This is a genomic window from Variovorax sp. FW305-3-2-15-B-LB1, from assembly GCF_058787635.1.
The window spans coordinates 220,659-246,047 of record NZ_JBYSZY010000002.1; the positions used below are offsets into that span (position 1 = coordinate 220,659).

Consider the following 25,389-nt stretch of genomic DNA (forward strand, 5'->3'; position numbering starts at 1 on the left):
TCGTACAAGGAGCCAGTCACCGTGAAGAAACCCGCCGCCAAGGCCACGCCAGCCACCAAGCCCGCCGCAAAGAAGGCGACGGCTGTGAAGGCTGTACCCGCGACGAAGAAGGTTTCTGCCACCGCTGCTGCTGCCTCTGCCGCGAAAGAGAAAAGCGCTGCCAAGAAGCCTGCGGCAACCCCGGCCAAGACCGGGACCGCGGCTGCCAAGAAGTCCGCCAAGCCCGCAACCAAGTCCGCGGGCGCGGCGCCTACGTCATCCCAACCGGTCGGCCGTCCTGCGGCCGCCCTTTCTGCTCCCCCGACCCCCATGAAAAAAACGGCTGCCGCCTCTTCTTCCGCCCCGGCGACACCCTCGATCCCCGCTACGCCCGCTCCCGCTGCGCGTGGTGGCCGCGTGTCCCGGCTGTCGCAACTGACCGTGCCTTCGATGCCGCAATCCGTGGCCTCGACCGCCGCCAAATCCAGCTTCTCGCAGGCGCCTTCCACCGCGCTGGTGCCGCCGCCGCCCCTGGCCGTCAAGAAAGACCCGAAGCTGGCCAACAACTGGAAGACCAAGACGCCCGCCGAGCTGAGCGACGCCGAGGTCATCGCGATGCCCGACGACGAGTACATGAACGACAAGCAGATGGCGTTCTTCCGCCTGAAGCTCGAAGAACTCAAGCGCGGCATCCTCGAGAACGCCGGTGAAACCACCGAGCACTTGCGCGAAGACACCGTGGTCGTGCCCGACCCGGCCGACCGCGCCACCATCGAGGAAGAGCACGCGCTCGAACTGCGCACGCGCGACCGCGAACGCAAGCTGCTCAAGAAGATCGAGCAGTCGATCCAGCGCATCGACGCCGGCGACTACGGCTACTGCGACGAGACCGGCGAGCCCATCGGCGTCGGCCGCCTGCTGGCCCGCCCGACCGCCACGCTCTCGCTCGAAGCGCAGCAGCGCCGCGAGCTCAAGCAGAAAATGTTCGGGGATTGAACGGCTGCACGGTAGAACGGAACCCGCGCTTTCGATAACCTTCTCTGAATGCCAAAGGAAGAGTCAGGCCGCCTTTTTTCGAAGGTGGCCAAGTTCGTTCGAAATCCCCTGAAAGACTGGTCGGAGCTGGACACGCCGTCCTCCGACTCGTCGCTGCCCGAGCAGACCTACAGCCGCGAGATGCTGAAGGAAATGATCGAGCGGCGCCAGCGCAACGACTTCGTGCGCCGCCGCGAGTTCGACATGCTGCGCAAGCTGCGCCAGCGCGAGGCGGCGGCCCATGCCTTCGAGGCGACGGTCACGCCGTCGTCGTTCAACCTCAACAGCACCTCCGAAAAATCCGAAGGCCGCGCACTCACGCTCAAGAAGATCGACGAGATCGAAGAGCAGATGTCGCAGCAGTGGTGGAAGGGCCGCGGGCCGAACGGGGAGACGCTGGTCAATCCGCCGCCCGACGCGGGCGCTGAAACGCTGCCGCCGGTCGACAGTGGCGGCGACCAGTTGCCGGCTGAGCCGGCTGCTTCTGCGCCCGTGGCCGCAGCGCCAGAGGTTGCTGCCACCGCAGCTGTCCCCGCGCCTCAGCCGTCCCGGCTCGCGCATGACGGCGCGCTCGAAGAAGCGGTGATCCGCTTCGCGCACGGTGACGACACCGGCGCCGAAGCCATCCTGCTGCAGGCGCTGGCCGCCGAAAGTGCGTTCTCCACCGACGACACTGCCGCAGCCGTCACGCTGGAGCGCGACGACGCCCGCTGGCGTGCGCTGTTCGACCTGTACCGCGCCACCGGCGACGCCGCCAAGTTCGCGGCCGCCCGCATGCGCTATGCGCAGCGCATGAAGCGCATGGGGCCCGACTGGGTCTCGCTCGACGAGCTTGCCCGCAGCGTGAAGGCCGTCACCGCCAGCGAAGACGCCGAGGCGGCCTCCGACACCACCGGCGCCGCCGACTGGGCCAGTCCCGCGCACCTGACGCGCGAGGGGCTCATGGCGCTCACGCGCGCGCTCTCGCAGGCCGGCATGGTCTGGACGCTCGACTGGCGCGCGCTCACCGAGATCGATCCGCCGGCCGCCGCGCCGCTGCGCATCCTGTTCGCGCACTGGTCCGATTCGCCGGTGCAGCTGCGCTTCTTCGGCGCCTCGCAGCTCATGGCCGTGCTGGCCGCGGCCACGCCCAACAACGAGCGCCATCCCGACGACGCGTGGTGGCAGCTGCGCCTGGCGGCGCTGCGCATGATGCACCTGCCCGACGACTTCGAGCTGGTGGCGCTCAACTACTGCATCACCTACGAGGTGTCGCCGCCGTCCTGGCAGGACCCGAAGGGCGAGTGCACCTCGCTGGCCGCGCCGCCGGCGAGCCGGCCGAGCTCGGTCTGGTCGCTGCTGTCGGTCGGGGGCGATTCCGAGAGCTTCCCGTCCACCGACAGCGGTTTTGCCGCGCTGGCGGGCGACCTGCGCGGCGATTCGCTGTCGTGCTGGCAGCGCCTGGACCACGACCTGCGCCACACGACGGCGCCGGTCATCTCGTGCGCGGCCCTGCTGCGCATGGACCTGACGGCGGCCGGCACGCTGTTGAGCTGGGTCCGCGAGCGCGATGCGAACGGCGAGCGGGTGCAGTTCGTCGATGCGCACCGGCTGATTGCCGCGCTGTTCGGGCTGATCGGCATCACCGACCACGCCACGGTCGCCGTCCGCAAGAACTGACCCCGCCACAGGGGTTCCGCGGCCCCTGCGCGGCCGTGTTTTCCGCCAGCAGTTTGTCCGACCGCAAGGGTTGCATTGGCGGGGCCCATCCCCAGATGGCTGCGATGGAACAGTTTCACGGCACCACCATCGTGAGCGTGCGCCGCAAGACCCCCCAAGGCGATCAGGTCGCCATCGGCGGGGACGGGCAGGTCACTCTCGGCAACATCGTCATCAAGGGCACGGCGCGCAAGGTGCGGCGGCTCTATCACGGCAAGGTCCTGGCGGGTTTCGCCGGTGCCACAGCCGATGCCTTCACGCTCTTCGAGCGCTTCGAGGCCAAACTTGAAAAGCACCAGGGCCACCTGACCCGCGCGGCGGTCGAGCTCACCAAGGACTGGCGCACCGACCGCGTGCTGCGCAAGCTCGAAGCCATGCTGGCCGTGGCCGACGCCACGACTTCGCTCATCATCACCGGCAATGGCGACGTGTTGGAGCCTGAAGACGGCGTGATCGCCATCGGTTCCGGCGGTGCCTACGCCCAGTCGGCGGCCAAGGCGCTGATCGACAACACCGAGCTCTCGGCCGAGCAGATCGTGCGCAAATCGCTGGCGATCGCCGGAGAAATCTGCATTTACACGAACATGAACCACACGGTGGAAGCGCTCTGACCATGTCCATGACCCCCCAGGAAATCGTCTCCGAGCTGGACAACCACATCGTCGGCCAGCCGGCCGCCAAGCGCGCCGTGGCTATCGCGCTGCGCAACCGCTGGCGCCGCCAGAAGGTCGACGAGAAGCTGCGCCACGAGATCACGCCGAAGAACATCCTCATGATCGGCCCGACGGGCGTCGGCAAGACCGAGATCGCCCGCCGCCTGGCCCGCCTCGCCGACGCGCCGTTCATCAAGGTCGAGGCCACCAAGTTCACCGAGGTGGGCTACGTGGGCAAGGACGTCGACTCCATCATTCGCGACCTGGCCGAGATCGCCGTCAAGCAGACGCGCGAATCCGAAAGCGTGAAGGTGCGCGCCCGCGCCGAAGACGCGGCCGAGGAGCGCATCCTCGATGCGCTGCTGCCCCCGGCGCGCGGCGTCGACGGCGCTGCGCCCGCACTCGACAGCCCCAACCCGACGCGCCAGGCCTTCCGCAAGAAGCTGCGCGAGCACCAGCTCGACGACAAGGAGATCGAACTCGACCTCGCCGAAACGCGCGCGCCGCTGGAGATCATGGGCCCGGCCGGCATGGAGGAAATGACCGAGCAACTGCGCGGCATGTTCGGCCAGCTCGGCGGCGGCAAGCGCAAGACGCGCAAGCTCAAGATCGCCGAGGCGATGCGCCTCCTGATCGACGAGGAGGCCGCCAAGCTGGTCAACGAGGACGAGATCCGCACGCAGGCGATCGCCAATGCCGAGCAGAACGGCATCGTGTTCATCGACGAGATCGACAAGGTCGCCACGCGCAGCGAAGCGCAGGGCTCCGACGTCTCGCGCCAGGGCGTGCAGCGCGACCTGCTGCCGCTGGTGGAGGGCACGGCCGTGTCCACCAAGTACGGCGTGGTGCGCACCGACCACATGCTGTTCATCGCGAGCGGCGCGTTCCACCTGAGCAAGCCGAGCGACCTCATTCCCGAGCTGCAGGGGCGCTTTCCGATCCGCGTCGAGCTGCAGTCGCTCTCGGTGTCGGACTTCGAGAGCATCCTCACGCAGACCCGCGCTTCGCTCGTGAAGCAGTACCAGGCGCTGCTGGCCACCGAAGGCGTGACGCTCGACTTCGCGCCCGACGGCATCACGCGGCTGGCGGCCATCGCCTTCGAGGTGAACGAGCGCACCGAGAACATCGGCGCGCGCCGTTTGTCGACCGTGATGGAGCGCCTGCTCGATGAGGTAAGCTTCGATGCCACCCGCATCGAGGGCCAGACGGTCCGCATCGATGCCGCTTATGTCGACGAGCGCCTCGCGGCACTAAGTCACGACGAAGACCTTTCGCGCTTCATCCTCTGAAGCCGCCTCCCTCGGCCCCTGTAACGGGGTCGTCCTTCACGCATCACTTTCACTGCGTGAGCTAAGTACTTCATTTTCAACACAATTCGCCGATTTCCAGGTTTGGAAATCGGCGCTAAGTCGTTGATTCCATTACAAAAAATACCCCCGAGCCCCAGTTGCGTCGCAAGTGTTTCCTGCTACAGTGGAAAAAAGTGCAGTTAAGTGGGAAAAAGTGCGGGCAACGCCCCTTCCGGGTGTCGCGGCACCTCCCACCACAGGGGTTTCGTGGTCGTGTTTCAAGGCGCTTCATCGCTCAGTCTGGATGCCAAGGGGCGGCTCTCCGTGCCGACCCGGCATCGCGACGTCCTGAGCGCCACGGCAGGCGGCCAGCTCACGATCACCAAGCATCCGCACGGATGCCTGATGGTGTTCCCCCGTCCCGAATGGGAAAAATTCCGCGAACGCATTGCTGCGCTGCCGATGTCGGCGCAGTGGTGGAAGCGCGTCTTCCTCGGTAACGCGATGGACGTCGAGATGGACGGCACCGGCCGCGTGCTGGTGTCGCCCGAGCTGCGCGCCGCCACCGGCATCAACCGCGAGACGCTGTTGCTGGGCATGGGCAACCACTTCGAACTCTGGGACAAGGCGACCTACGAGGCCAAGGAGGCCGAGGCCACCCAGGGCGAGATGCCGGATGTGTTTCAGGACTTCGCGTTCTGAGGAGCCCCGTGAACACCCCCCTGACCCACACGACCGTCTTGTTGAACGAGGCGGTGGAAGCCCTTCTTTCCGGCAGCGCGGCAGCCACGGGCACGTACGTGGACGCCACCTTCGGCCGCGGAGGACATGCGCGCGCCATCCTCGCGCGGCTGGCGCCGGAAGGCAGGCTCATCGCATTCGACAAGGATGCAGAAGCGGTGGCCGAAGCAGCGCGCATCTCGGATGCGCGTTTTTCTATCCGCCACCAGGGATTCCGCTCGCTGGGCGAATTGCCCGATGCCAGCGTCAACGGCTTGCTGATGGACCTGGGCGTGAGTTCGCCGCAGATCGACAACCCGGTGCGCGGTTTCAGTTTCCGTTTCGACGGTCCGCTCGACATGCGCATGGACACCACGCGCGGCGAGAGCGTGGCCGAATGGCTGGCAACGGCCGAACTTCAACAAATTGCAGAGGTGATCCGTGACTATGGCGAAGAACGGTTTGCTGTTCAGATTGCAAAGGCGATTGTTGCTCGCAGACAAGAACGGGGCGCAATTTCAACCACCACCGAACTGGCCGAGCTCGTGGCTGGCACGGTCAAAACCCGCGAGCAGGGCCAGAACCCTGCAACGCGCACATTTCAGGCTTTTCGGATTTTCATCAACGCCGAGCTTGAGGAGCTGCAACAAGCGCTAGAGGCCAGCCTGTCGGTGCTCGCGCCCGGCGGCCGGCTCGCGGTGATCAGCTTCCATTCGCTCGAAGACCGCATCGTCAAGCAGTTCATCGCCAAGCACTCGAAGGAGGTCTACGACCGCCGCGCGCCCTTCGCTGCGCCCAAGGTGATGAAGCTGCACGCGCTCGAGCGCATCAAGCCGTCCGAAGAAGAAGTGCGCGGCAACCCGCGCTCGCGCAGCGCCATCCTCCGGGTGGCCGAACGCACGGAGGCCGGGTAGCCATGGCGCGCATCAACCTGCTTCTTCTGCTGGCCGTCATTGCGACGGCTTTGTACCTTGTGCACACCCAGTACCAGTCGCGCCAGCTCTACACGGAGTTCGACCGCGCCCTGCAGGAGACGCGCAAGCTCGAAACCGAGCATGACCGCCTGCAGGTGGAGAAGCGCGCCCAGGCCACGCCGCTGCGCGTGGAGAAGCTGGCCAAGGAACAGCTGCAGATGCGCACGGCCTCGCCGGCGATCACGCAGTACGTGCGCCCCGACGGCTCGGTGATCCCGGCCGTCGCGCCGCTGCCGCCGACCACGCCGCCCAAGCCCGGCACCACCGCGAGGCCCGCCCGATGAGCCGCGGCAACCGCAGCGTGCGCTACACCACCAGCCCCTTGCTCGCGAGCAAGACGCCGGTGTGGCGCAGCAAGTTCATCGTCGCCGGCATCGCCTTCGGCTTCGTCATGCTGGCGGGGCGGGCTGCGTACGTGCAGGTCTTCAACAACAGCTTCTTCCAGCGCCAGGGCGAAGTGCGCTTCGCCCGCACGCTGGAGCTGCCGGCCAACCGCGGCCGCATCCTCGACCGCAATGGGCTCATCCTGGCGTCGAGCGTGGTGGCGCCCAGCATCTGGGCCATTCCCGAAGACGTGGAGCGCGACGACCCCGAGGTGCGCGCCAAGCTCAAGCAGGTGGCCAAGCTGCTCGGCATGCCGCAGAAGGACTTCGACAAGAAGCTCGAAGACGAAGACAAGACCTTCGTCTGGATCAAGCGCCAGGTCGACGAGCCCATCGCCAAGCAGATCGCCGCGCTCAACCTCAAGGGCATCTACCAGCGCAAGGAATACAAGCGCCAGTACCCCGAGGGCGAGGCGGCCGCGCACGTGGTGGGCTTCACCAACGTGGAAGACAACGGCCAGGAAGGCATCGAGCTGGCGTTCAACAAGGAACTGGCCGGCAAGGCCGGCTCGCGCCGCGTCATCAAGGACCGGCTGGGCCGCGTGGTCGAGGGCGTGGGCGAGCAGGTGCCGCCGGTCGAGGGCCGCGACATCCAGCTCAGCGTCGACAGCAAGGTGCAGTTCTTCGCCTACCAGAAGCTGCGCGACGCCGTGACGGCGCGCCGTGCCAAGGCCGGCAGCGTGGTGGTGCTCGACAGCACCACCGGCGAGGTGCTGGCGCTGGCCAACTACCCGAGCTACGTGCCCGACAAGCGCCAGAACCTCACCGGTGAGCAGCTGCGCAACCGCGCGCTCACCGACACCTTCGAGCCCGGCTCGACCATGAAGCCCATCACCGTGGCGATGGCGCTGGAGGCCGGCCGCGTCAAGCCCTCCACCATCATCGACACCGCGCCCGGGCGCTACCAGCTGGGCGGCTTCACCATCAGCGACACCCACAACTACGGGGCGCTGACGGTGGAGGGCGTGATCCAGAAGTCGAGCAACGTGGGCGCGCTCAAGATCGCCCAGAAGATGACGCCCCACGAGATGTGGGACACCTACACCGCGCTGGGCTACGGCCAGAAGCCGCAGATCCAGTTCCCCGGCGCCGTGACGGGCCGGCTGCGTCCGTGGAAGACCTGGAAGCCGGTCGAGCAGGCCACCATGGCCTACGGCTACGGCCTGTCGGCGTCGCTGTTCCAGATGGCGCATTCGTACACCTCGTTCGCGCACGACGGCTCCATCATTCCGGTCACCATCCTGAAGAACACCGAGCCGCCGGTCGGCGTGCGGGTGTTCTCGCCGTCCAATGCGCTCGCGGTGCGCAAGATGCTGCAGATGGCCGCCGGCCCGGGCGGCACCGGCACGCGCGCGCAGACGGTGGGCTACTCGGTCGGCGGCAAGTCGGGCACGGCCCACAAGCAGGTCGGCAAGGGCTACGCCAGCAACAAGTACCGCGCCTGGTTCACCGGCATGGCGCCCATCGAGAAGCCGCGCATCATCGTCGCGGTGATGATCGACGAGCCGACCGACGGTCAGTATTTCGGCGGCCTCGCCGCGGCGCCGGTGTTCAGCGAAGTCGTGCAGCAGACCCTGCGCATGATGAACGTCCCGCCCGATCTGGCGGTCAAACCCCTCGTGCAGACGCAAGACGTCCCCGAGAGCTTCTGACATGCTGACACTCACTTCCCCCACCACCGCCGCGTTCTGGCTCAAGGAGCGCGTGCAGGGCGCGTTGCTCGCCGACAGCCGCGCGGTCGGCCCGGGTGACGCCTTCATCGCCTGGCCCGGTGCCGCGACCGACGGCCGCCAGCACGTGGCGGCTGCACTGGCGCAGGGCGCCGTGGCCTGCCTCGTCGAGCACGAGGGCGTGGACGCCTTCGGTTTCGACGGCGACGAGCGCATCGTGAGCTACCCCGGCCTCAAGGCCGCCACCGGCCCGATCACCGCCGCCTTCTACGACAACCCCTCGGCGCAGCTCGACCTGCTGGCCGTGACCGGTACCAACGGCAAGACCTCCACCGCGTGGTGGCTGGCCGAGTCGCTGTCCACGCTGCGCGCGGCCGGCGGCGTGCGCGCCATGCGCCCCGACGGCACCACCGAGCGCGGCGCTCCGTCGCCCTGCGCCGTGGTGGGGACGCTGGGCATCGGCGTGCCGCCCGAGCTCACCTACACCGGTCTGACCACGCCCGACCCCGTGATGCTGCAGCGCGCGCTGCGCGACTTCGTCACCGAAGGCTTCGGCGCCTGCGCGATCGAGGCTTCGTCGATCGGCATCGCCGAACGCCGGCTCGACGGCTGCCGCATCGCGGTCGCCGTGTTCACCAATTTCACGCAGGACCACCTCGACTACCACGGCAGCATGGACGCCTACTGGCAGGCCAAGGCCGAGCTGTTCCGCTGGCCCGGCCTGCGCGCCGCGGTGATCAACATCGACGACATGCACGGCGCCAGCCTGTGCGCCAACCTGCTGGACGCCGGCATCGGCGCGCTCGACGTCTGGACCGTCTCCGCCGGCGGCAAGCCCGCACGGCTGGTGGCGCGCGACATCGGCTACGACGCGCAGGGCCTGCAGTTCACCGTGGCCGAGCACGGCAGCACGGCGCCGGCCGAACGGCTCGCGACCGGGCTCATCGGCCAGTACAACGTGGCCAACCTGCTCGGCGTGCTCGGCACCCTGCGCGCGCTGGGCCTCACGCTCGCCCAGGCCGTGGCCGCCTGCGCCCACCTCAGCAGCGTGCCGGGCCGCATGGACCGCGTGCAGCCGACCGAGGGTGCGCCGCTGGCCGTGGTCGACTACGCCCACACGCCCGACGCGCTCGACAAGGCCCTCGCGGGCCTGCGCCCGCTGGCCAAGCAACGCGGCGGCGCGCTCTGGTGCGTGTTCGGCTGCGGCGGCAACCGCGACCCGATCAAGCGCCCGCTGATGGCGGCCGTCGCCGAGCGGCAGGCCGACCATGTGGTGCTCACCAGCGACAACCCGCGCAACGAGAACCCCGACGCGATCATCAGCCAGGCGCTGCGCGGCTTCACGCGCGTCGAGGCGGCCCGCGTGCAGGTCGACCGTGCGCGCGCCATCGCCGAAACCATCGCCCAGGCCGCGCCGCAAGACGTGGTGCTGATCGCCGGCAAGGGCCACGAGGAGTGGCAGGAGATCGCCGGCCAGCGCCTGCCGTTCTCCGACAAGACCCACGCGCTCGACGCGCTCGACGCGCTCGCAAAGCGGGGTGCCGCATGACCGCCATGGCCACGCCTATCTCTACACCGCTCAACCTCACGCTGGCGCAGGCGCAGCAATGGGTGCCGGGGTCGCGCCTCGTGGGCGACCCGGCCACCGTGATCGCCCGCGTCCACACCGACACCCGCACCCTGGCCGCTGGCGACCTGTTCGTTGCGCTCAAGGGTGAGCGCTTCGACGCCAACGACTTCCTGGCCGATGCGAAGAAGCAGGGCGCCGTCGCCGCCATTGCGCACGGCGGCCTCGAAGCCGCAGGCCTCGCAGGCCTCGAGGTGCCCGATTCGCTCATCGCGCTCGGTGCGCTGGGCGCCGGCTGGCGCGCGCAGTTCAACCTGCCGCTGATCGCCGTCACCGGCAGCAACGGCAAGACCACGGTCACGCAGATGATCGCGGCCGTGCTCGCCGCCTTCCGCGCCGACCGCGCGCTGGCCACGGCCGGCAACTTCAACAACGAGATCGGCGTGCCGCTCACGCTGATGCGCCTGCGCGCGCAGCACCAGCTGGCGGTGCTCGAGCTGGGCATGAACCATCCGGGCGAGATCGCGCGGCTGGCCGCCATGTCGCGCCCGACCATCGCGCTGGTCAACAACGCGCAGCGCGAGCACCAGGAGTTCATGGCCAGCGTCGAGGCGGTCGCCATCGAGAACGCCGCCGTGTTCGCCGAACTGCCCGACGACGGCACGGCCGTGTTCCCGTACGGCGACACCTTCACCTCGCTGTGGACCGACCTGGCGCGCCAGAGCGGTTCGCGCCGCTGCCTGACTTTCGGCGAGCACGCCGACGCCGACATCTCGCTCGACAGCGCCGAATGGCAGCAGGGCGCCTGGAGCGTTCGCGTGCGCACGCCGCTGGGCGCCTTCGAGGCGCGCCTGCACATCGCGGGCCGTCACAACGTGGGCAACGCGCTCGCCGCCACCGCCTGCGCGCTGGCCGCCGGCGTGTCGCTCGACACCATCGCCGCGGGCCTGTCGGCCTTCGAGCCGGTCAAGGGCCGTTCGCGCGCCAGCGAGGTCGTGCTGCCCGGCGGACACGCGCTCACGCTGGTCGACGACAGCTACAACGCCAACCCCGACTCGGTGATTGCCGCCATCGACGTGCTCACCGGCCTGCCCGCGCCGCGCCTGCTGGTGCTCGGCGAGATGGGCGAGGTCGGCGACCGCTCGCCGGAGTTCCACGCCGAGGTCGGCGCCTGGGCGCGCCAGAGCGGCCTCGATGCCGTCTACACGCTGGGCGGCGAGACCGTGCATGCGGCGACGGCTTTCAACAACAACGATGGTGTCGATGGACGCCATTTCGACGATTTCGACACGCTCCGCGCGGCCGTGCTCGCCCGCCTGCCGCAGCTGGGCAGCGTGCTGGTCAAGGGGTCGCGCTTCATGAAGATGGAGCGCGTGGTGCAGGCGATCGAAGCACAACAACAAAAGGAGGCCGGTCATGACGCATGAGCCGCGCAACACACCATGCTGATGTCCCTGGCCCAATGGCTGCAGACGCTGTCGCCCGAGTTCGGGTTCTTGCGCGTTTTCAACTACCTCACGTTCCGCGCCCTCATGGCCGCGCTGACCGCGCTCGTCGTCGGCCTGGTGGCCGGCCCGTACGTCATTCGTCGCCTCGCCGCGCTCAAGATCGGCCAGCCGATCCGCGGCTACGGCATGGAAACGCACCTGACCAAGAGCGGCACGCCCACCATGGGTGGCGTGCTCGTGCTGTTCGCCATCGCCTTCGCTACCTTGCTGTGGTTCGATCTCTCGAACCGCTTCGTGTGGATCGTGCTGTGGGTCACGATGGGCTTCGGCGCCATCGGCTGGGTGGACGACTGGCGCAAGGTGGTGCGCAAGGACCCCGAAGGCATGCGCTCGCGCGAAAAGTACTTCTGGCAATCGCTGGTCGGCCTGCTCGCCGGCTTCTACCTGCTGTTCAGCATTTCCGAGAGCTCCAACTGGCGCGTGCTCGAGCTGTTCTACGCCTGGGTGCGCTCGGGCTTCGACCTCGACTTTCCGCCCAAGATCAACCTGCTGGTGCCTTTCTTCAAGGAAGTGAGCTACCCGCTGGGCGGCATCGGCTTCGTGATCCTCACCTACCTGGTGATCGTGGGCGCGAGCAATGCCGTGAACCTCACGGACGGCCTCGACGGCCTGGCGATCATGCCGGTGGTGATGGTGGGCTCGGCGCTGGGCGTGTTCGCCTACGTCACGGGCAGCGCGGTGTACTCCAAGTACCTGCTGTTCCCCAACATCCCGGGCTCGGGCGAGCTGCTGGTGTTCTGCTCGGCCATGGCCGGCGCGGGCCTCGCGTTCCTCTGGTTCAACACCCATCCGGCGCAGGTCTTCATGGGCGACGTGGGCGCGCTGGCGCTGGGCGGCGCGCTGGGCACCATCGCGGTCATCGTGCGCCAGGAGATCGTGTTCTTCATCATGGGCGGCATCTTCGTGGTCGAGGCGATCTCGGTGATGGCGCAGGTCATGTACTTCAAGTACACGAAGAAGCGTTATGGCGAAGGCCGGCGCGTGCTCAAGATGGCGCCGCTGCACCACCACTTCGAGAAGAGCGGCTGGCGCGAGACGCAGGTCGTCGTGCGCTTCTGGATCATCACGATGCTGCTGTGCCTCATCGGCCTGTCGACGCTGAAGCTGCGGTAACAACACAACCATGCGGCACCTGAAAGACCTCCCCGTTCTCATCCTCGGCCTCGGCGCGTCCGGGCTGGCGATGGCGCGCTGGTGCGCGCGCCACGGCGCGGTCGTGACCGTGGCCGACACGCGCGAGGCGCCCGCCTCGCTCGCGACGCTGCAGGCCGAGCTGCCCGACGCCACCTTCATCGGCGGGCCGTTCACGGCCGCGCTGGTCGAAGGCACGCCGATCCGCGCCGTGTACCGCTCGCCGGGCCTGTCGCCCGCGACGCTGGCGCCAGTCGTCGACGCCGCCAAGGCCGTGGGCCTCGTGGTCGGCGGCGAGCTGGACCTGTTCGCGCGCGCGCTGCTCGACCTGCGGACGGTCGAGGTGCCGGTGGTGGAAGTCGAGGCTGAAGTGCCGGTCGAAACCGCCGTGGTCGAGCCTGTCGTTGAAACGCCGGCCCAGGCCGAGCTGGCCCTGAGCGAAGAGGTTCCTGTGGCGGGGGCTGCGGTGGTCGAGACGCCGGAAGTGCCTGCGCCGGAGGCTGCTGCGGTTGTCGAAGGCGAAGCCGAAGCGGCTGCGCCTGTTGAAGCAACTGACGTTGTTGCACTCACTGACGCTGTGGCTCCTGAGCCGACGGCAGAGCCGACCGAAGCCGCACTGCCGGTCGATGCGACTGCCGCAGAAGCCGAACCCGTCGCTCCCGTCGAACCGACCGAAGCCGCTGAAGTCACACCGCCCGCCATGGCCGAAGCCATGCCGCGCGATGCATCGCTGAGCGTGCCGGTGACGCCGCCCGCCGAAGACGTCGTCGCCGAAGGCGCCACGACGGAAGACGCAGCCACGGAAAACGGCGCAGCACCAGCCGCCGCCGAAACGCCCGCCGTGTCGCCCGCACCCGCCGCCACCGTCTCCCGGCTCCCGACCCCCGGCAAGCCCTACGTGCCCACCGCGGCGCGCGAGGCCGCCGAGTTCGTCGCCAAGATCGCCGAGCTGTCCGCCACCAACCCGGCGTCGGCCGCGGTCGAGGAAGAGGCCACGCCGCAGCTCGAACTCGTACCCGAACCCGAGCCCGAAGCGCCCAAGGGCTACACGCCCGCCGTGCTCGCCATCACCGGCACCAACGGCAAGACCACCGTCACCTCGCTCACCGGCCAGCTGGTCGAGCGCGCGGGCAAGACCGTGGCCGTGGCCGGCAACATCGGCCCGACGCTGCTCGACACGCTGGCGGGGCACCTCGACGCCGGCACGCTGCCCGACGTGTGGGTGCTCGAACTCTCGAGCTTCCAACTCGACGGCGTGCAGGGCTTCGAGCCCACGGCCGCGACCGTGCTCAACCTCACGCAGGATCACCTCGACTGGCATGGCGACATGCCGGCCTACGCGGCCGCGAAGGCGCGCATCTTCGGCGCCAAGGGCCTGATGATCCTCAACCGCGACGACGCCGGCGTGATGGCCATGCTGCCGCCGCCGGTCAAGGTGCGGCTGCAGCGTCCGCAGATCCGCACCCACGTCACCTTCGGTGGCGCGATGCCGCTGCGCCCCGGCGACTACGGCATCGAGCGCATCAACGGCGTGGCCTGGCTGGTGCGCGCGCTGGAAGCCGACGAAACGCAGAAGCGCAAGCGCGGCGCGGTGGTGGAAGAAGAGCTCTTCTTCCAGCGCCTCATGCCCGCCGACGCGCTGCGCATCCGTGGCCGCCACAACGCCATGAACGCCCTGGCCGCGCTCGCGCTCGCCAGCGCCGCCGACTGCCCGCTGGGCCCGATGCTCTACGGCCTGCGCGAGTACCGCGGCGAGCCGCACCGCGTCGAGCCGATCGCCATCGTGGACGAGGTCGAGTTCTTCGACGACAGCAAGGGCACCAACGTCGGCGCCACCGTGGCCGCACTGAGCGGCCTCGGCGAGGAGCGCCGCGTGGTCGTGATCCTCGGCGGCGAAGGCAAGGGCCAGGACTTCGAGCCGCTGGCCGACCCCGTGCGCCAGTACGCGCGCGCCGTCGTGTTGATCGGCCGCGACGCCCCGCTGATCGAGGCCGCGCTGGCTTCCACCGGCGTCTCGCTGAAGCATGCGGGCTCGATGGAAGAGGCCGTGAAGCTCGCCGCCGCGCGCGCCCACCCCGGCGATGCCGTGCTGCTGTCACCGGCCTGTGCGAGCTTCGACATGTTCAAGGACTACGCGCACCGTGCCGAGGTGTTCTGCGAGGCCGTCGAGGCCTATGCCGACAGCCCGCGCGAGGCCGTGGGTGGCGACGACGCGGTGGTGTCGTACGCCCCGCAAGCTTCGCTGTCCACCGCCGGATCGATGGAGGACCCGATTTGAACTCCGCAGCCGCAGGCCAGGAAACCAGCACCGGCAGCCGTTTCGGCGGCTGGTTCAGGCGCGCCCGCAGCGGCATGGATTCGCTGCCCGTGCACCTGCCCGTGCGGCTGGGCGGCGCCGGTGTCGCGCAGACCAAGGCCACGCCGATGCGCGTGCTGGGCTTCGACCAGGCGCTGGTTTGGGTCACGGTCGCGCTGATGACCTGGGGCCTGATCATGGTGTATTCGGCCTCGATCGCGCTGCCCGACAACCCGCGCTTCGCACGCGCCGGCTACAGCGCCTCGTACTTCCTCACGCGGCATGCAGCCTCGCTGGTCATCGCCTTCATCGCCGCGCTGCTGACCTTCCAGGTCCCGATGAAGACCTGGGAGCGTGCTGCGCCCTGGCTCTTCGTGGCTTCGCTGCTGCTGCTGGTGGCGGTGCTCATTCCGCACATCGGCATCAACGTGAACGGTGCGCGCCGCTGGCTGCCGATGGGCTTCATGCGCTTCCAGCCGTCGGAGCTGGCCAAGTTCGCGATGGTGCTCTACGCCGCCAGCTACATGGTGCGCAAGATGGAGATCAAGGAACGGTTCTTCCGCGCCGTGCTGCCGATGGGCATCGCGGTGGTGGTGGTCGGCATGCTGGTGATGGCCGAGCCCGACATGGGCGCCTTCATGGTGATCGCCGTGATCGCCATGGGCATCCTGTTCCTGGGCGGCGTGAACGCGCGCATGTTCTTCGTGATCGCGACGCTGGTGGTGGTGGCCTTCGGCTCCATCGTGGCGAGCAGCCCGTGGCGCCGCGAGCGCATCTTTGCGTACCTCGATCCGTGGAGCGAGGAGCACGCGCTGGGCAAGGGCTACCAGCTGTCGCACTCGCTGATCGCCATCGGGCGCGGCGAGGTCTTCGGCGTGGGCCTGGGCGGCAGCGTCGAGAAGCTGCACTGGCTGCCCGAGGCGCACACCGACTTCCTGCTGGCCGTGATCGGCGAAGAGTTCGGCCTGATCGGCGTGCTGCTGATCATCGGCCTGTTCCTGTGGCTCACGCGCCGCATCATGCACATCGGCCGCCAGGCGATCGCGCTCGACCGCGTGTTCTCGGGCCTCGTGGCCCAGGGCGTGGGCGTGTGGATCGGCTTTCAGGCCTTCATCAACATGGGCGTGAACCTGGGCGCACTGCCGACCAAGGGCCTGACCTTGCCGCTGATGAGCTTCGGCGGCTCGGCGATTTTGATGAACCTCGTGGCGCTCGCTGTCGTGCTGCGCATCGACTACGAGAACCGCGTGCTGATGCGGGGAGGTCGCGTATGACCGGCCGTACCGCACTCGTCATGGCAGGCGGCACGGGCGGCCACATCTTCCCGGGCCTGGCCGTGGCCGAGGCCTTGCGCGAGCGCGGCTGGCGCGTGCACTGGCTGGGCGCGCCCGGCAGCATGGAAGAAAAGCTCGTGCCCCCGCGCGGCTTCGCCTTCGAGCCCGTGCAGTTCGGCGGCGTGCGCGGCAAGGGTCCGCTCACGCTGTTCCTGCTGCCGCTGAAGCTGCTGCGCGCCTTCTGGCAGAGCCTGGCCGTGGTGCGCCGCGTGAAGCCCGACGTGCTGGTGGGCCTGGGCGGCTACATCACCTTCCCGGGCGGGATGATGGGCGTGCTGATGGGCAAGCCGCTGGTGCTGCACGAGCAGAACTCGGTCGCCGGCCTCGCCAACAAGGTGCTGGCCGGCGTGGCCGACCGCGTGTTCACGGCCTTCCCGAACGTGCTGAAGAAGGCGCAGTGGGTGGGCAATCCGCTGCGCGCGGCCTTCACCTCGCAGCCCGATCCGGCCGCGCGCTTCGCGGGCCGCACGGGGCCGCTCAAGTTGCTGGTGGTCGGCGGCAGCCTGGGCGCGCGTGCGCTCAACGCCGTCGTGCCGCAGGCGCTGGCGCGCATCGCGCCCGACGCCCGCCCGCAGGTGCTGCACCAGAGCGGCGCCAAGCAGATCGACGAGTTGCGCGCCAACTATGCGGCGGCCGGTGTCGAGGGCGAACTCACGCCCTTCATCGACGACACCGCGCAGGCGTACGCCGAGGCCGACCTCATCGTCGCGCGCGCCGGCGCCAGCACCGTCACCGAAATCGCGGCCGTCGGCGCAGCAGCGCTGTTCGTGCCTTTCCCCTCGGCGGTCGACGACCACCAGACCACCAACGCGCGCTTCCTCGTGGACGCGGGCGGCGGCTGGCTGGTGCAACAGACCGACCTCACCCCTGAATTGCTGGCTGATTTGCTACAGAAAACCGAACGCGCGACCTTGATCGACCGGGCCACCAAGGCCAAGACCCTGCAGAAGACCGAAGCAGTGGACGCGGTTGTCCGCGCCTGCGAGGAGCTTGCGAAATGAAGCACGCGATCCGTCACATCCACTTCGTCGGCGTCGGCGGCTCGGGCATGAGCGGCATCGCCGAGGTGCTGCTGAACCTGGGCTACAGGATCACCGGCTCCGACTTGTCCGACAGCGCCACGCTGCGCCGGCTCTCGGGCCTGGGCATCGGCACCTTCGTGGGCCATGCCGCCGCGCACATCGACGGCGCGGACGCGGTCGTCACCTCCACCGCCGTGCAGTCGGACAACCCCGAGGTGCTGGCCGCGCGCGAAAAGCGCATTCCGGTCGTGCCGCGCGCGCTCATGCTCGCGGAGCTGATGCGCCTGAAGCAGGGCATCGCCATCGCCGGCACGCACGGCAAGACCACCACCACCAGCCTGGCCGCGAGCGTGCTCGAGGCCGCCGGGCTCGACCCGACCTTCGTGATCGGCGGGCGTCTGAACAGCGCCGGCGCCAACGCGCAGCTGGGCAGCGGCGACTACATCGTGGTCGAGGCCGACGAGTCGGACGCCTCGTTCCTGAACCTGCTGCCCGTGATGGCAGTGGTCACGAACATCGACGCCGACCACATGGAGACCTACGGGCACGACTTCGCGAAGCTGAAGAAAGCCTTTGTCGATTTCCTGCACCGCATGCCGTTCTACGGCGTGGCCATTCTCTGCACCGACGATCCGGCGGTGCGCGAGATCGTGGCCGACGTGACCTGCCCGGTCACCAGCTACGGCTTCGGCGAGGACGCCCAGGTGCGTGCCATCGACGTGCGCGCCGTCGGCGGCCAGATGCATTTCACCGCGCAGCGCCGCAACGGCGTGACGCTGCCCGACCTGCCCATCGTGCTGAACCTGCCGGGCGAGCACAACGTGCGCAACGCGCTGTCGGTGATCGCCATGGCGGTCGAGCTCGGCATTGCCGACGAAGCGGTGCAGCGCGGCCTGGCCGGTTTCAAGGGCGTGGGCCGCCGCTTCCAGAGTTACGGCGACGTGGCCGTGCCGAACGACACGGCCGGCGGGCGCTTCACCGTCATCGACGACTACGGCCACCACCCGGTCGAGATGGCGGCCACCATCGCGGCCGCGCGCGGCGCCTTCCCGGGGCGCCGGCTGGTGCTGGCCTTCCAGCCGCACCGCTACACCCGCACGCGCGACTGCTTCGAGGACTTCGTGAAGGTCATCGGCACGGCCGATTCGGTCTTGCTGGGCGAGGTCTATGCCGCGGGCGAGGCGCCCATCGTGGCCGCCGACGGCCGCACGCTGGCGCGCGCGCTGCGCGTGGCCGGCAAGGTCGAGCCGGTGTTCGTGGACGACATCGTCGCCATGCCGCAGGCCATCCTGGACAACGCCCGCGCGGGCGACGTGGTGCTGTGCATGGGTGCAGGCTCCATCGGCGCGGTACCGGGCAAGGTGGTCGAACTCGGCACGCCGCCCGCACCCTCATCAACAACTTCAGAGCGCACTGCGCGCAAGGGGAGGGCCGCGTGAGCCTTCAGGATCCACAACTTTTCGGCAAGGTCGCCGTGCTGTTCGGCGGCAGTTCCGCCGAACGCGAGGTGTCGCTGATGTCCGGTGCCGGCGTGCTGCAGGCCCTGCGTTCGCGCGGCGTCGACGCGCATGCCTTCGACCCATCGGAGCGCGAGCTGACCGACCTGAAGCGCGAAGGCTTCGCGCGCTGCTTCGTCGCGCTGCATGGCCGCCATGGCGAAGACGGCACCGTGCAGGGCGCGCTCGAGCTACTCGGCATTCCCTACACCGGCTCGGGCGTGATGGCCTCGAGCGTGGCGATGGACAAGGTCATGACCAAGCGCATCTGGCAGGCCGACGGCCTGCCCACGCCCAAGTACGTGCGCCTGGCCTTCGACCAGCAAAGTCGCGAGCAGATCATGGTCGTGCCCGACGTGCTCGGCCTGCCGCTGATCGTGAAGCCGCCGCGCGAGGGCTCGTCCATCGGCGTGACCAAGGTCGAGGGTTACTCGCAGATGCAGGATGCCGTCGCGCTGTCGGCGAAGTTCGACGCCGACGTGCTGTGCGAGGAGTTCATCGACGGCGAGGAAGTCACCTGCGCCGTGCTCGGCCAGGGCCTGGACGCGCGCGCGCTGCCGGTGGTGCGCATCGCCGCGCCCGAAGGTGCCTACGACTACCAGAACAAGTACTTCACCGACGACGTGAAGTACCAGTGCCCGAGCGGCCTGCCCGAGGCCGAGGAACGCGAGATCCAGCGCATCACGCTGGCCGCGTACCACACGCTCGGCTGCCGCGGCTGGGGCCGCGCCGACGTGATGATCCGCGCCAGCGACCGCAAACCCTTCCTGCTCGAGATGAACACCTCGCCCGGCATGACCAGCCATTCGCTGGTGCCGATGTCGGCGCGCGCGGCGGGCATTCCCTACGAAGAGCTGTGCGTGCGTGTGCTCGCGTCCGCATCGCTGGATGCCAAGGGAGGCGCGAACTAAGCCATGGCCGACAGCATCCCCGCTCCCTTCGACGTCAAGCTGATGAACATCGTCGCGAACGTTGCGTTCGTGCTGGTGGCGCTCATGCTGCTGGCGGCGAGCGCGTGGTGGGTGCTGCGCCAGCCTTTCTTCCCGATCTCGGGCATCAAGGTGGACGGCGAGGTCACGCACAACAACGCGGTCACGCTGCGCGCCAACGTGGCGCCGCAGCTCAAGGGCAACTTCTTCACCATCGACCTGGCGCGTGCGCGCACCGCCTTCGAGACGGTGCCGTGGGTGCGCAGCGCGGTGGTGCGGCGCGAGTTCCCGAACAAGCTGCGCGTGACGCTGACCGAGCAGGTGCCGGTGGCGGTGTGGGGCGACGAGGCCGGCTCCAAGCTGATCAACGGCTTCGGCGACGTGTTCGAGGCCAACGTGGCCGAGGTCGACGCCGACCTGCCGCGCCTGGACGGTCCGATCGAGCAGGCCGGGCAGGTGCTGGGCATGTACCGCGTGCTCGCGCCGATGTTCGAGCCCTATGACTTCGACATCGCCGAGCTGCGGCTGTCCAGCCGCGGCAGCTGGAAGGTGCTGCTGGACAGCGGGGCCGAGATCGAGCTCGGCCGCGGCCAGAGCGACGAGGTGTCGGCGCGCCTGCAGCGGTTCCTGAAGACCGTGACGCAGGTCGCGGGCCAGTACCGCCGCACGGTGGCCGACGTCGAACGCGCCGATCTGCGCCACAACGACGCGTATGCCCTGCGGCTGCGCGGCGTCACCACGGTCTCGCCCGAGGCCCCAAGAAAAATCAAGTAGCGAATACCGAGGACATCTACATGCCCAAAGAATACAAAGACCTGGTCGTAGGCCTGGACATCGGAACCGCCAAGGTGATGGTGGTCGTGGCCGAGGTGCTGCAAGGCGGCGAGCTCAAGCTGGCCGGCCTGGGCATCGCGCCCAGCAACGGCCTCAAGCGCGGCGTCGTGGTGAACATCGACGCCACCGTGCAGAGCATCCAGCAGGCGCTGAAAGAAGCCGAGCTGATGGCCGACTGCAAGATCAGCCGCGTCTACACCGGCATCACCGGCAGCCACATCCGCGGCATCAATTCGAGCGGCATGGTGGCGGTGAAGGACAAGGAAGTCACGCCCGCCGACGTGGCCCGCGTGGTCGAGACGGCGCGCGCCATCAACATCTCGAGCGACCAGCGCCTGTTGCTGGTGGAGCCGCAGGAGTTCGTGATCGACGGCCAGGACGTGAAGGAGCCGATCGGCATGAGCGGCATGCGCCTGGAGGCCAAGGTGCACATCGTGACTGGCGCGCAGAGCGCGGCCGAGAACATCATCAAGTGCGTGCGCCGCTGCGGCCTGGAGGTCGACCAGCTGATGCTCAACCCGCTGGCCTCCAGCCAGGCGGTGCTCACCGAAGACGAGCGCGAACTGGGCGTGGTGCTGGTCGACATCGGCGCGGGCACCACCGACGTGGCGATCTTCACCAACGGCGCGATCCGCCACACGGCCGTGATCCCGATCGCGGGCGACCTCATCACGAGCGACATCGCGATGGCCCTGCGCACGCCCACCAAGGACGCGGAGGACATCAAGGTCGAGCACGGCTACGCCAAGCAGCTGCTGGCCGACCCTGAATCGCAGGTCGAAGTCCCCGGCCTTGGCGATCGCGGCCCGCGCATGTTGAGCAAGCAGGCGCTTGCCGGCGTGATCGAGCCGCGCATCGAAGAAATCTTCTCGCTGGTGCAGCAGGTGGTGCGCGAGTCGGGCTACGAGGAAGTGCTGTCGTCGGGCGTGGTGCTCACGGGCGGCAGCGCCGTCATGCCCGGCATGGTCGAGCTCGGTGAAGACATCTTCCTCAAGCCCGTGCGTCGCGGCATTCCGAAGTACTCGAGCGCGCTCTCGGACATGGTGGCGCAGCCGCGCGCGGCCACCGTGATGGGCCTGCTTGAAGAAGCACGTTTTGCACGCATGCGTGGCTTCAAGGTCGCACAGAAGAACGGGTCCGTAAAGACTGCGTTCGGACGTTTCAAGGACTTCATCGTGGGGAACTTCTGACCATGAACCACTCCCCACTCTGGCTCGCACGCGCGGGCCCTCCGCTGCATTTCAACGAGCGATGGCGACGCACCGGTCCACCATCGCGACGGCGATCCCGTTGATCACGTCACGGCAAAAGAAATATTCATAGACACATAACGGCAACTGCAATATTCAAGGAGTTAGAAATGACCATCGAAATGATCGAAGTCGAAGAATTCAACCAGGGCACGCAGATCAAGGTGATCGGTGTCGGCGGCGGCGGTGGCAATGCGGTCGCCCACATGATGGAGCGTGGTGTGCAAGGCGTGCAGTTCGTTTGCGCCAACACCGACGCGCAAGCCCTGCAACGCAGCAACGCGCACAAGAACATCCAGCTGGGCATCAGCGGCCTGGGCGCCGGCAGCAAGCCCGAGAAGGGCCGTGACGCGGCCGAAGCCGCGGTGGACGACATCCGCGCCGCCATCGACGGCGCGCACATGCTGTTCATCACGGCCGGCATGGGCGGCGGCACCGGCACTGGCGCGGCACCCGTGATCGCGCGCGTGGCCAAGGAAATGGGCATCCTGACGGTGGGCGTGGTGACCAAGCCCTTCGACTGGGAAGGCGGCCGCCGCATGACCAACGCCGACGCCGGCCTGGCCGAGCTCGAAGCCAACGTCGACTCGCTGATCGTGGTGCTCAACGAGAAGCTGCTGGACGTGCTCGGTGAAGACATCACGCAAGACGAAGCCTTCGCGCACGCCAACGACGTGCTGAAGAATGCCGTGGGCGGCATCTCGGAAATCATCAACGAGTACGGCGGCGTGAACGTCGACTTCGAAGACGTGCGCACCGTGATGGGCGAACCCGGCAAGGCCATGATGGGCACGGCCGCGGCCGCAGGCCCTGACCGCGCGCGCATCGCCGCCGAACAGGCCGTGGCCTGCCCGCTGCTCGAAGGCATCGACCTCTCGGGCGCCAAGGGCGTGCTGGTGCTGGTGACGGCATCGAAGGGTTCGCTGAAGCTGAACGAGTCGAAGCTCGCGATGAACACCATCCGCGCCTACGCCTCGCCGGACGCGCACGTGATCTACGGCGCCGCCTACGATGAAAGCCTGGGCGACCAGATGCGCGTCACGGTGGTGGCCACGGGCCTGTCGCGTGCCGACGCACGCCGCCAGGCCCCGACGCTCGAAGTGATCCGCACCGGCACCGACAACATCCCGTTCACCGTGCCGACGCTCGGCGGCGTGGGCCACGCGGGTGGTGGTTCGGGCAGCCAGCCCAACTACGACGGCATGGCCGTGCCCAGCGTGTGGCGCACCAACCGCACGATGGCCGCCGCCAAGGTCGACGCGCTGTCGTCGGGTGGCATGGACGACTTCGAGATCCCCGCATTCCTGCGCCGTCAAGCAGACTGACCGCAGGCCACCGAACGCAGAGGGCACGAGGGTTCGCAAGGGGACGGGGAAGACCTGAAAGGGACTGACCCCCGGCTCTAGGCGCTGCGTCCACCTCGTGCCCCTTGCGTCCACCGCCGGGGGCTCCCCGGCTTTTTTGTTCTTTCTTATCTGACCGGTCCATGTCTATCGCGGCCATAGCGAAGGGAATAGGGCGTCACGGTCGCCGCCCGCCTAAAATCTCGGGCGTGCTGCAACAACGAACCCTCAAGTCGATCAGCCGCGCCGTGGGCGTGGGGCTTCACAGCGGCCAACGCGTGGAGCTGACCCTGCGACCGGCCCCCGCCGACACGGGCATCGTGTTCCGCCGCGTCGACCTGCCCGAGCCGGTCGAGATCCGCATGACCGCCGAATCGGTCACCGACACGCGCCTGGCGTCCACCGTCTCCACGGGCGGCGCCAAGGTGCAGACCGTCGAACACATCATGTCCGCCTGCGCGGGCCTGGGCATCGACAACCTCTACATCGACATCACGGCCGACGAAGTGCCGATCCTCGACGGGTCGGCTTCGTCCTTCGTGTTCCTGCTGCAAAGCGCGGGCATCGAGCTGCAGAAGGCGCCGCGCCGCTTCATCCGCGTGCTGCGCAAGGTCGAGGTGCGCGAAGGCGAGGGCGCCAACGAGAAGTGGGCGAGCCTGGAGCCGTACCACGGCTTCAAGCTGAGCTTCGAGATCGACTTCGACCACCGCGTCGTCAACTCCACCGGCCAGCGCGTGGAGTTCGACCTGGGCACCGACTCGTACAGCCGCGACATCGCGCGCGCACGCACCTTCGGCTTCACGAAAGAAGTCGAGTACATGCGCAGCAAGGGCCTGGCGCTCGGCGGTGGCCTGGACAACGCCATCGTCATGGACGACACCAAGGTGCTCAATGCCGGCGGCCTGCGCTACGACGACGAGTTCGTGAAGCACAAGATCCTCGACGCCATGGGCGACCTGTACATCATCGGCAAGCCGCTGCTGGCCGCGTACACCGCGTTCCGCTCGGGCCATGCGCTCAACAACAAGCTGCTGCGCGAGCTGCTCTCGCACAGCGACGCCTACGAGGTCGTGACCTTCGAGGACGAGAAGCGCGCACCGCGCGGCTTCGGCGAAGTGGCGCGGGCCTGGTAAGCCCGGCGCACGCCTTTTCTTTCCGATGCTTCTCTTTCGCTGGGCCATCCTGCTGCTTCTGCTGGTGGCGGGCGTGTCCTTCGCGTTCTATGCGGGCACGGGGCAGGTCAAGTACCGCCGCTTCGGCTGGATCGTGTTCAAGTGGACGGTGCTGGCGGCGCTCGGCTTCTTCGCCGTTCTCATCGCCGAGCGCGTCGCGTAGCGCGAGCCGCTCAATCGACCAGGGCCTGCAGCGCCTGCACCTGCTGCGCGAGCAGCGGCCCCTTGCGGTGCGCGGGCACCAGCAGCATCAGCGTGTCTCCCAGCGCCTTCGGCCGCCCCCAGGGCGCGTGCAGCCGGCCTTTCTCGAGCAACGGCGCCACCAGCCGCTCGCGCCCCATCAGCACCCCTTCGCCGTCGAGCGCGGCCTGCAGCGCGAGGCTGTAGAGCGAGAAATCCGGGCCGGCAGCCAGCGCATCGGCTTCGGTCGAGGTGGTGCCGGGGCGCACGGCCTGCAGCCAGCGAGACCAGTCGTCGCGCCACACCGTGTCGTGCAGGCCGCCGCAGCGCGCGAGCACGTCGACGAGGTCGTCGAGCGGGCGCGGGCGTGCGCTCTCCAGTGATGCGCGCACGCGCGGGCTGCACACGGGCACGAGGCGGTCGCGTGCGAGCGGGATGCCCGTGGCGCCGACGGCGGCTTCGGCGCCGCGCGCGTAGAACAGCCCGAGGTCGAAGGGCTCGCGCCGGAAATTCGGTGGCTGCTCCAGCGCCGTCACCGACACCTGCACGCCGGGCAGCGCGGCCTTCAGCCGCGAGAGCCGCGGCGACAGCCACAGCTGCGCCATGGCCGGCAGGGCCGCCACCTGCAGCGTGCTGCGGCGCGCGGCGGTCTGGGTTTCCTGGCGCAGCGCCTGCACCGCGAGGCCGAGCTGGTCGACCGCTGCACTGAGCGCAGGCAGCGCGCGCCGGCCGTGCGCGCTGAGCCGGATGCCCTGGCTGTGCCGCTCGAACAGTGCACCGCCGGCCCAGGTCTCGAGCGCCTTGATCTGCTGCGCGACGGCGGCGGGCGTCACGAACAGCTCTTCGGCCGCGCGCGCGAAGCTGCCGTGGCGCGCCGCGGCCTCGAAGGCGCGCACGGCCGTGTGCGGCGGCAGGCGAGGGCGGGG

Annotated in this window: 22 protein-coding genes; 21 read left to right on the forward strand and 1 reads right to left on the reverse strand. The window is 68.6% G+C overall.

Annotated elements, in window-relative coordinates; translation table 11 throughout:
• The first annotated feature begins 84 nt into the window (after positions 1-84).
• The 21 genes from dksA (at position 85) to AC3WQR_RS02670 (ending at position 24,446) form a co-directional block, all read left to right on the forward strand.
• Entirely contained in the window at positions 85-975 is an 891-nt protein-coding gene (gene dksA / locus AC3WQR_RS02570) for an RNA polymerase-binding protein DksA (RefSeq protein WP_409574652.1), read from the forward strand.
• Between the two features lie 84 nt (positions 976-1,059).
• A complete protein-coding gene (locus tag AC3WQR_RS02575; protein ID WP_492741063.1) occupies positions 1,060-2,673 on the forward strand; it encodes an STAS domain-containing protein in 1,614 nt (537 codons plus the stop codon).
• A gap of 104 nt (positions 2,674-2,777) precedes the next feature.
• Positions 2,778-3,323, forward strand: coding sequence for an ATP-dependent protease subunit HslV (gene hslV / locus AC3WQR_RS02580; protein WP_056508874.1), 546 nt, complete (start codon positions 2,778-2,780; stop codon positions 3,321-3,323).
• Positions 3,324-3,325: 2 nt separating this feature from the next.
• A complete protein-coding gene (gene hslU, locus AC3WQR_RS02585; protein ID WP_095743605.1) occupies positions 3,326-4,654 on the forward strand; it encodes an ATP-dependent protease ATPase subunit HslU in 1,329 nt (442 codons plus the stop codon).
• 273 nt (positions 4,655-4,927) lie between these two features.
• Complete coding sequence (gene mraZ, locus AC3WQR_RS02590) at positions 4,928-5,356, forward strand: division/cell wall cluster transcriptional repressor MraZ (protein WP_056576192.1); 429 nt, start codon at positions 4,928-4,930, stop codon at positions 5,354-5,356.
• Between the two features lie 8 nt (positions 5,357-5,364).
• Positions 5,365-6,288 carry a 16S rRNA (cytosine(1402)-N(4))-methyltransferase RsmH gene (rsmH, locus tag AC3WQR_RS02595; RefSeq protein WP_062474238.1) on the forward strand — a complete coding sequence of 308 codons (924 nt, stop codon included), beginning with the start codon at positions 5,365-5,367 and terminating at the stop codon, positions 6,286-6,288.
• A 2-nt stretch (positions 6,289-6,290) separates the two neighbouring features.
• On the forward strand, positions 6,291-6,632 hold the full coding sequence (ftsL, locus tag AC3WQR_RS02600) for a cell division protein FtsL (protein ID WP_062474236.1): 342 nt from the start codon (positions 6,291-6,293) through the stop codon (positions 6,630-6,632).
• Positions 6,629-8,383: a peptidoglycan D,D-transpeptidase FtsI family protein gene (locus AC3WQR_RS02605; RefSeq protein ID WP_062474234.1), complete on the forward strand. Its 1,755-nt coding sequence runs from the start codon at positions 6,629-6,631 to the stop codon at positions 8,381-8,383. The genes ftsL and AC3WQR_RS02605 overlap by 4 nt, the downstream gene beginning before the upstream one ends.
• A 1-nt stretch (position 8,384) precedes the next feature.
• On the forward strand, positions 8,385-9,950 hold the full coding sequence (locus AC3WQR_RS02610; RefSeq protein WP_492741064.1) for a UDP-N-acetylmuramoyl-L-alanyl-D-glutamate--2,6-diaminopimelate ligase: 1,566 nt from the start codon (positions 8,385-8,387) through the stop codon (positions 9,948-9,950).
• Between the two features lie 5 nt (positions 9,951-9,955).
• Positions 9,956-11,395 (forward strand): UDP-N-acetylmuramoyl-tripeptide--D-alanyl-D-alanine ligase, encoded by a 1,440-nt coding sequence (locus AC3WQR_RS02615; RefSeq protein ID WP_492741065.1) that lies wholly within the window; start codon positions 9,956-9,958, stop codon positions 11,393-11,395.
• A 15-nt stretch (positions 11,396-11,410) separates the two neighbouring features.
• Positions 11,411-12,589 (forward strand): phospho-N-acetylmuramoyl-pentapeptide-transferase, encoded by a 1,179-nt coding sequence (gene mraY, locus AC3WQR_RS02620; RefSeq protein WP_070060130.1) that lies wholly within the window; start codon positions 11,411-11,413, stop codon positions 12,587-12,589.
• A 10-nt stretch (positions 12,590-12,599) separates the two neighbouring features.
• Entirely contained in the window at positions 12,600-14,885 is a 2,286-nt protein-coding gene (gene murD / locus AC3WQR_RS02625; protein ID WP_492741066.1) for a UDP-N-acetylmuramoyl-L-alanine--D-glutamate ligase, read from the forward strand.
• The gene (gene ftsW / locus AC3WQR_RS02630) at positions 14,882-16,177 is read left to right on the forward strand and encodes a putative lipid II flippase FtsW (protein WP_062474228.1); all 1,296 of its coding nucleotides are present in this window, start codon (positions 14,882-14,884) and stop codon (positions 16,175-16,177) included. Before murD ends, ftsW begins: the two co-directional genes overlap by 4 nt.
• Complete coding sequence (murG, locus tag AC3WQR_RS02635; protein WP_487848087.1) at positions 16,174-17,238, forward strand: undecaprenyldiphospho-muramoylpentapeptide beta-N-acetylglucosaminyltransferase; 1,065 nt, start codon at positions 16,174-16,176, stop codon at positions 17,236-17,238. The genes ftsW and murG overlap by 4 nt, the downstream gene beginning before the upstream one ends.
• Complete coding sequence (murC, locus tag AC3WQR_RS02640; protein WP_492741067.1) at positions 17,235-18,698, forward strand: UDP-N-acetylmuramate--L-alanine ligase; 1,464 nt, start codon at positions 17,235-17,237, stop codon at positions 18,696-18,698. Before murG ends, murC begins: the two co-directional genes overlap by 4 nt.
• Entirely contained in the window at positions 18,695-19,666 is a 972-nt protein-coding gene (locus tag AC3WQR_RS02645) for a D-alanine--D-alanine ligase (protein ID WP_062474222.1), read from the forward strand. The genes murC and AC3WQR_RS02645 overlap by 4 nt, the downstream gene beginning before the upstream one ends.
• A 3-nt stretch (positions 19,667-19,669) precedes the next feature.
• On the forward strand, positions 19,670-20,458 hold the full coding sequence (locus tag AC3WQR_RS02650) for a cell division protein FtsQ/DivIB (RefSeq protein WP_062474220.1): 789 nt from the start codon (positions 19,670-19,672) through the stop codon (positions 20,456-20,458).
• Positions 20,459-20,478: 20 nt separating this feature from the next.
• Entirely contained in the window at positions 20,479-21,708 is a 1,230-nt protein-coding gene (gene ftsA / locus AC3WQR_RS02655) for a cell division protein FtsA (RefSeq protein WP_056575685.1), read from the forward strand.
• 170 nt (positions 21,709-21,878) lie between these two features.
• Positions 21,879-23,093 carry a cell division protein FtsZ gene (ftsZ, locus tag AC3WQR_RS02660; RefSeq protein ID WP_062474218.1) on the forward strand — a complete coding sequence of 405 codons (1,215 nt, stop codon included), beginning with the start codon at positions 21,879-21,881 and terminating at the stop codon, positions 23,091-23,093.
• A gap of 227 nt (positions 23,094-23,320) precedes the next feature.
• Positions 23,321-24,244 carry a UDP-3-O-acyl-N-acetylglucosamine deacetylase gene (gene lpxC, locus AC3WQR_RS02665; protein ID WP_056575680.1) on the forward strand — a complete coding sequence of 308 codons (924 nt, stop codon included), beginning with the start codon at positions 23,321-23,323 and terminating at the stop codon, positions 24,242-24,244.
• A 25-nt stretch (positions 24,245-24,269) separates the two neighbouring features.
• Positions 24,270-24,446 carry a hypothetical protein gene (locus tag AC3WQR_RS02670; protein ID WP_167394968.1) on the forward strand — a complete coding sequence of 59 codons (177 nt, stop codon included), beginning with the start codon at positions 24,270-24,272 and terminating at the stop codon, positions 24,444-24,446.
• Between the two features lie 10 nt (positions 24,447-24,456).
• Here AC3WQR_RS02670 and AC3WQR_RS02675 read toward each other — a convergent pair.
• Positions 24,457-25,389, reverse strand: a 933-nt coding sequence (locus tag AC3WQR_RS02675) for a LysR family transcriptional regulator (RefSeq protein WP_492741068.1), incomplete at its 5' end; no start/stop codon positions are given.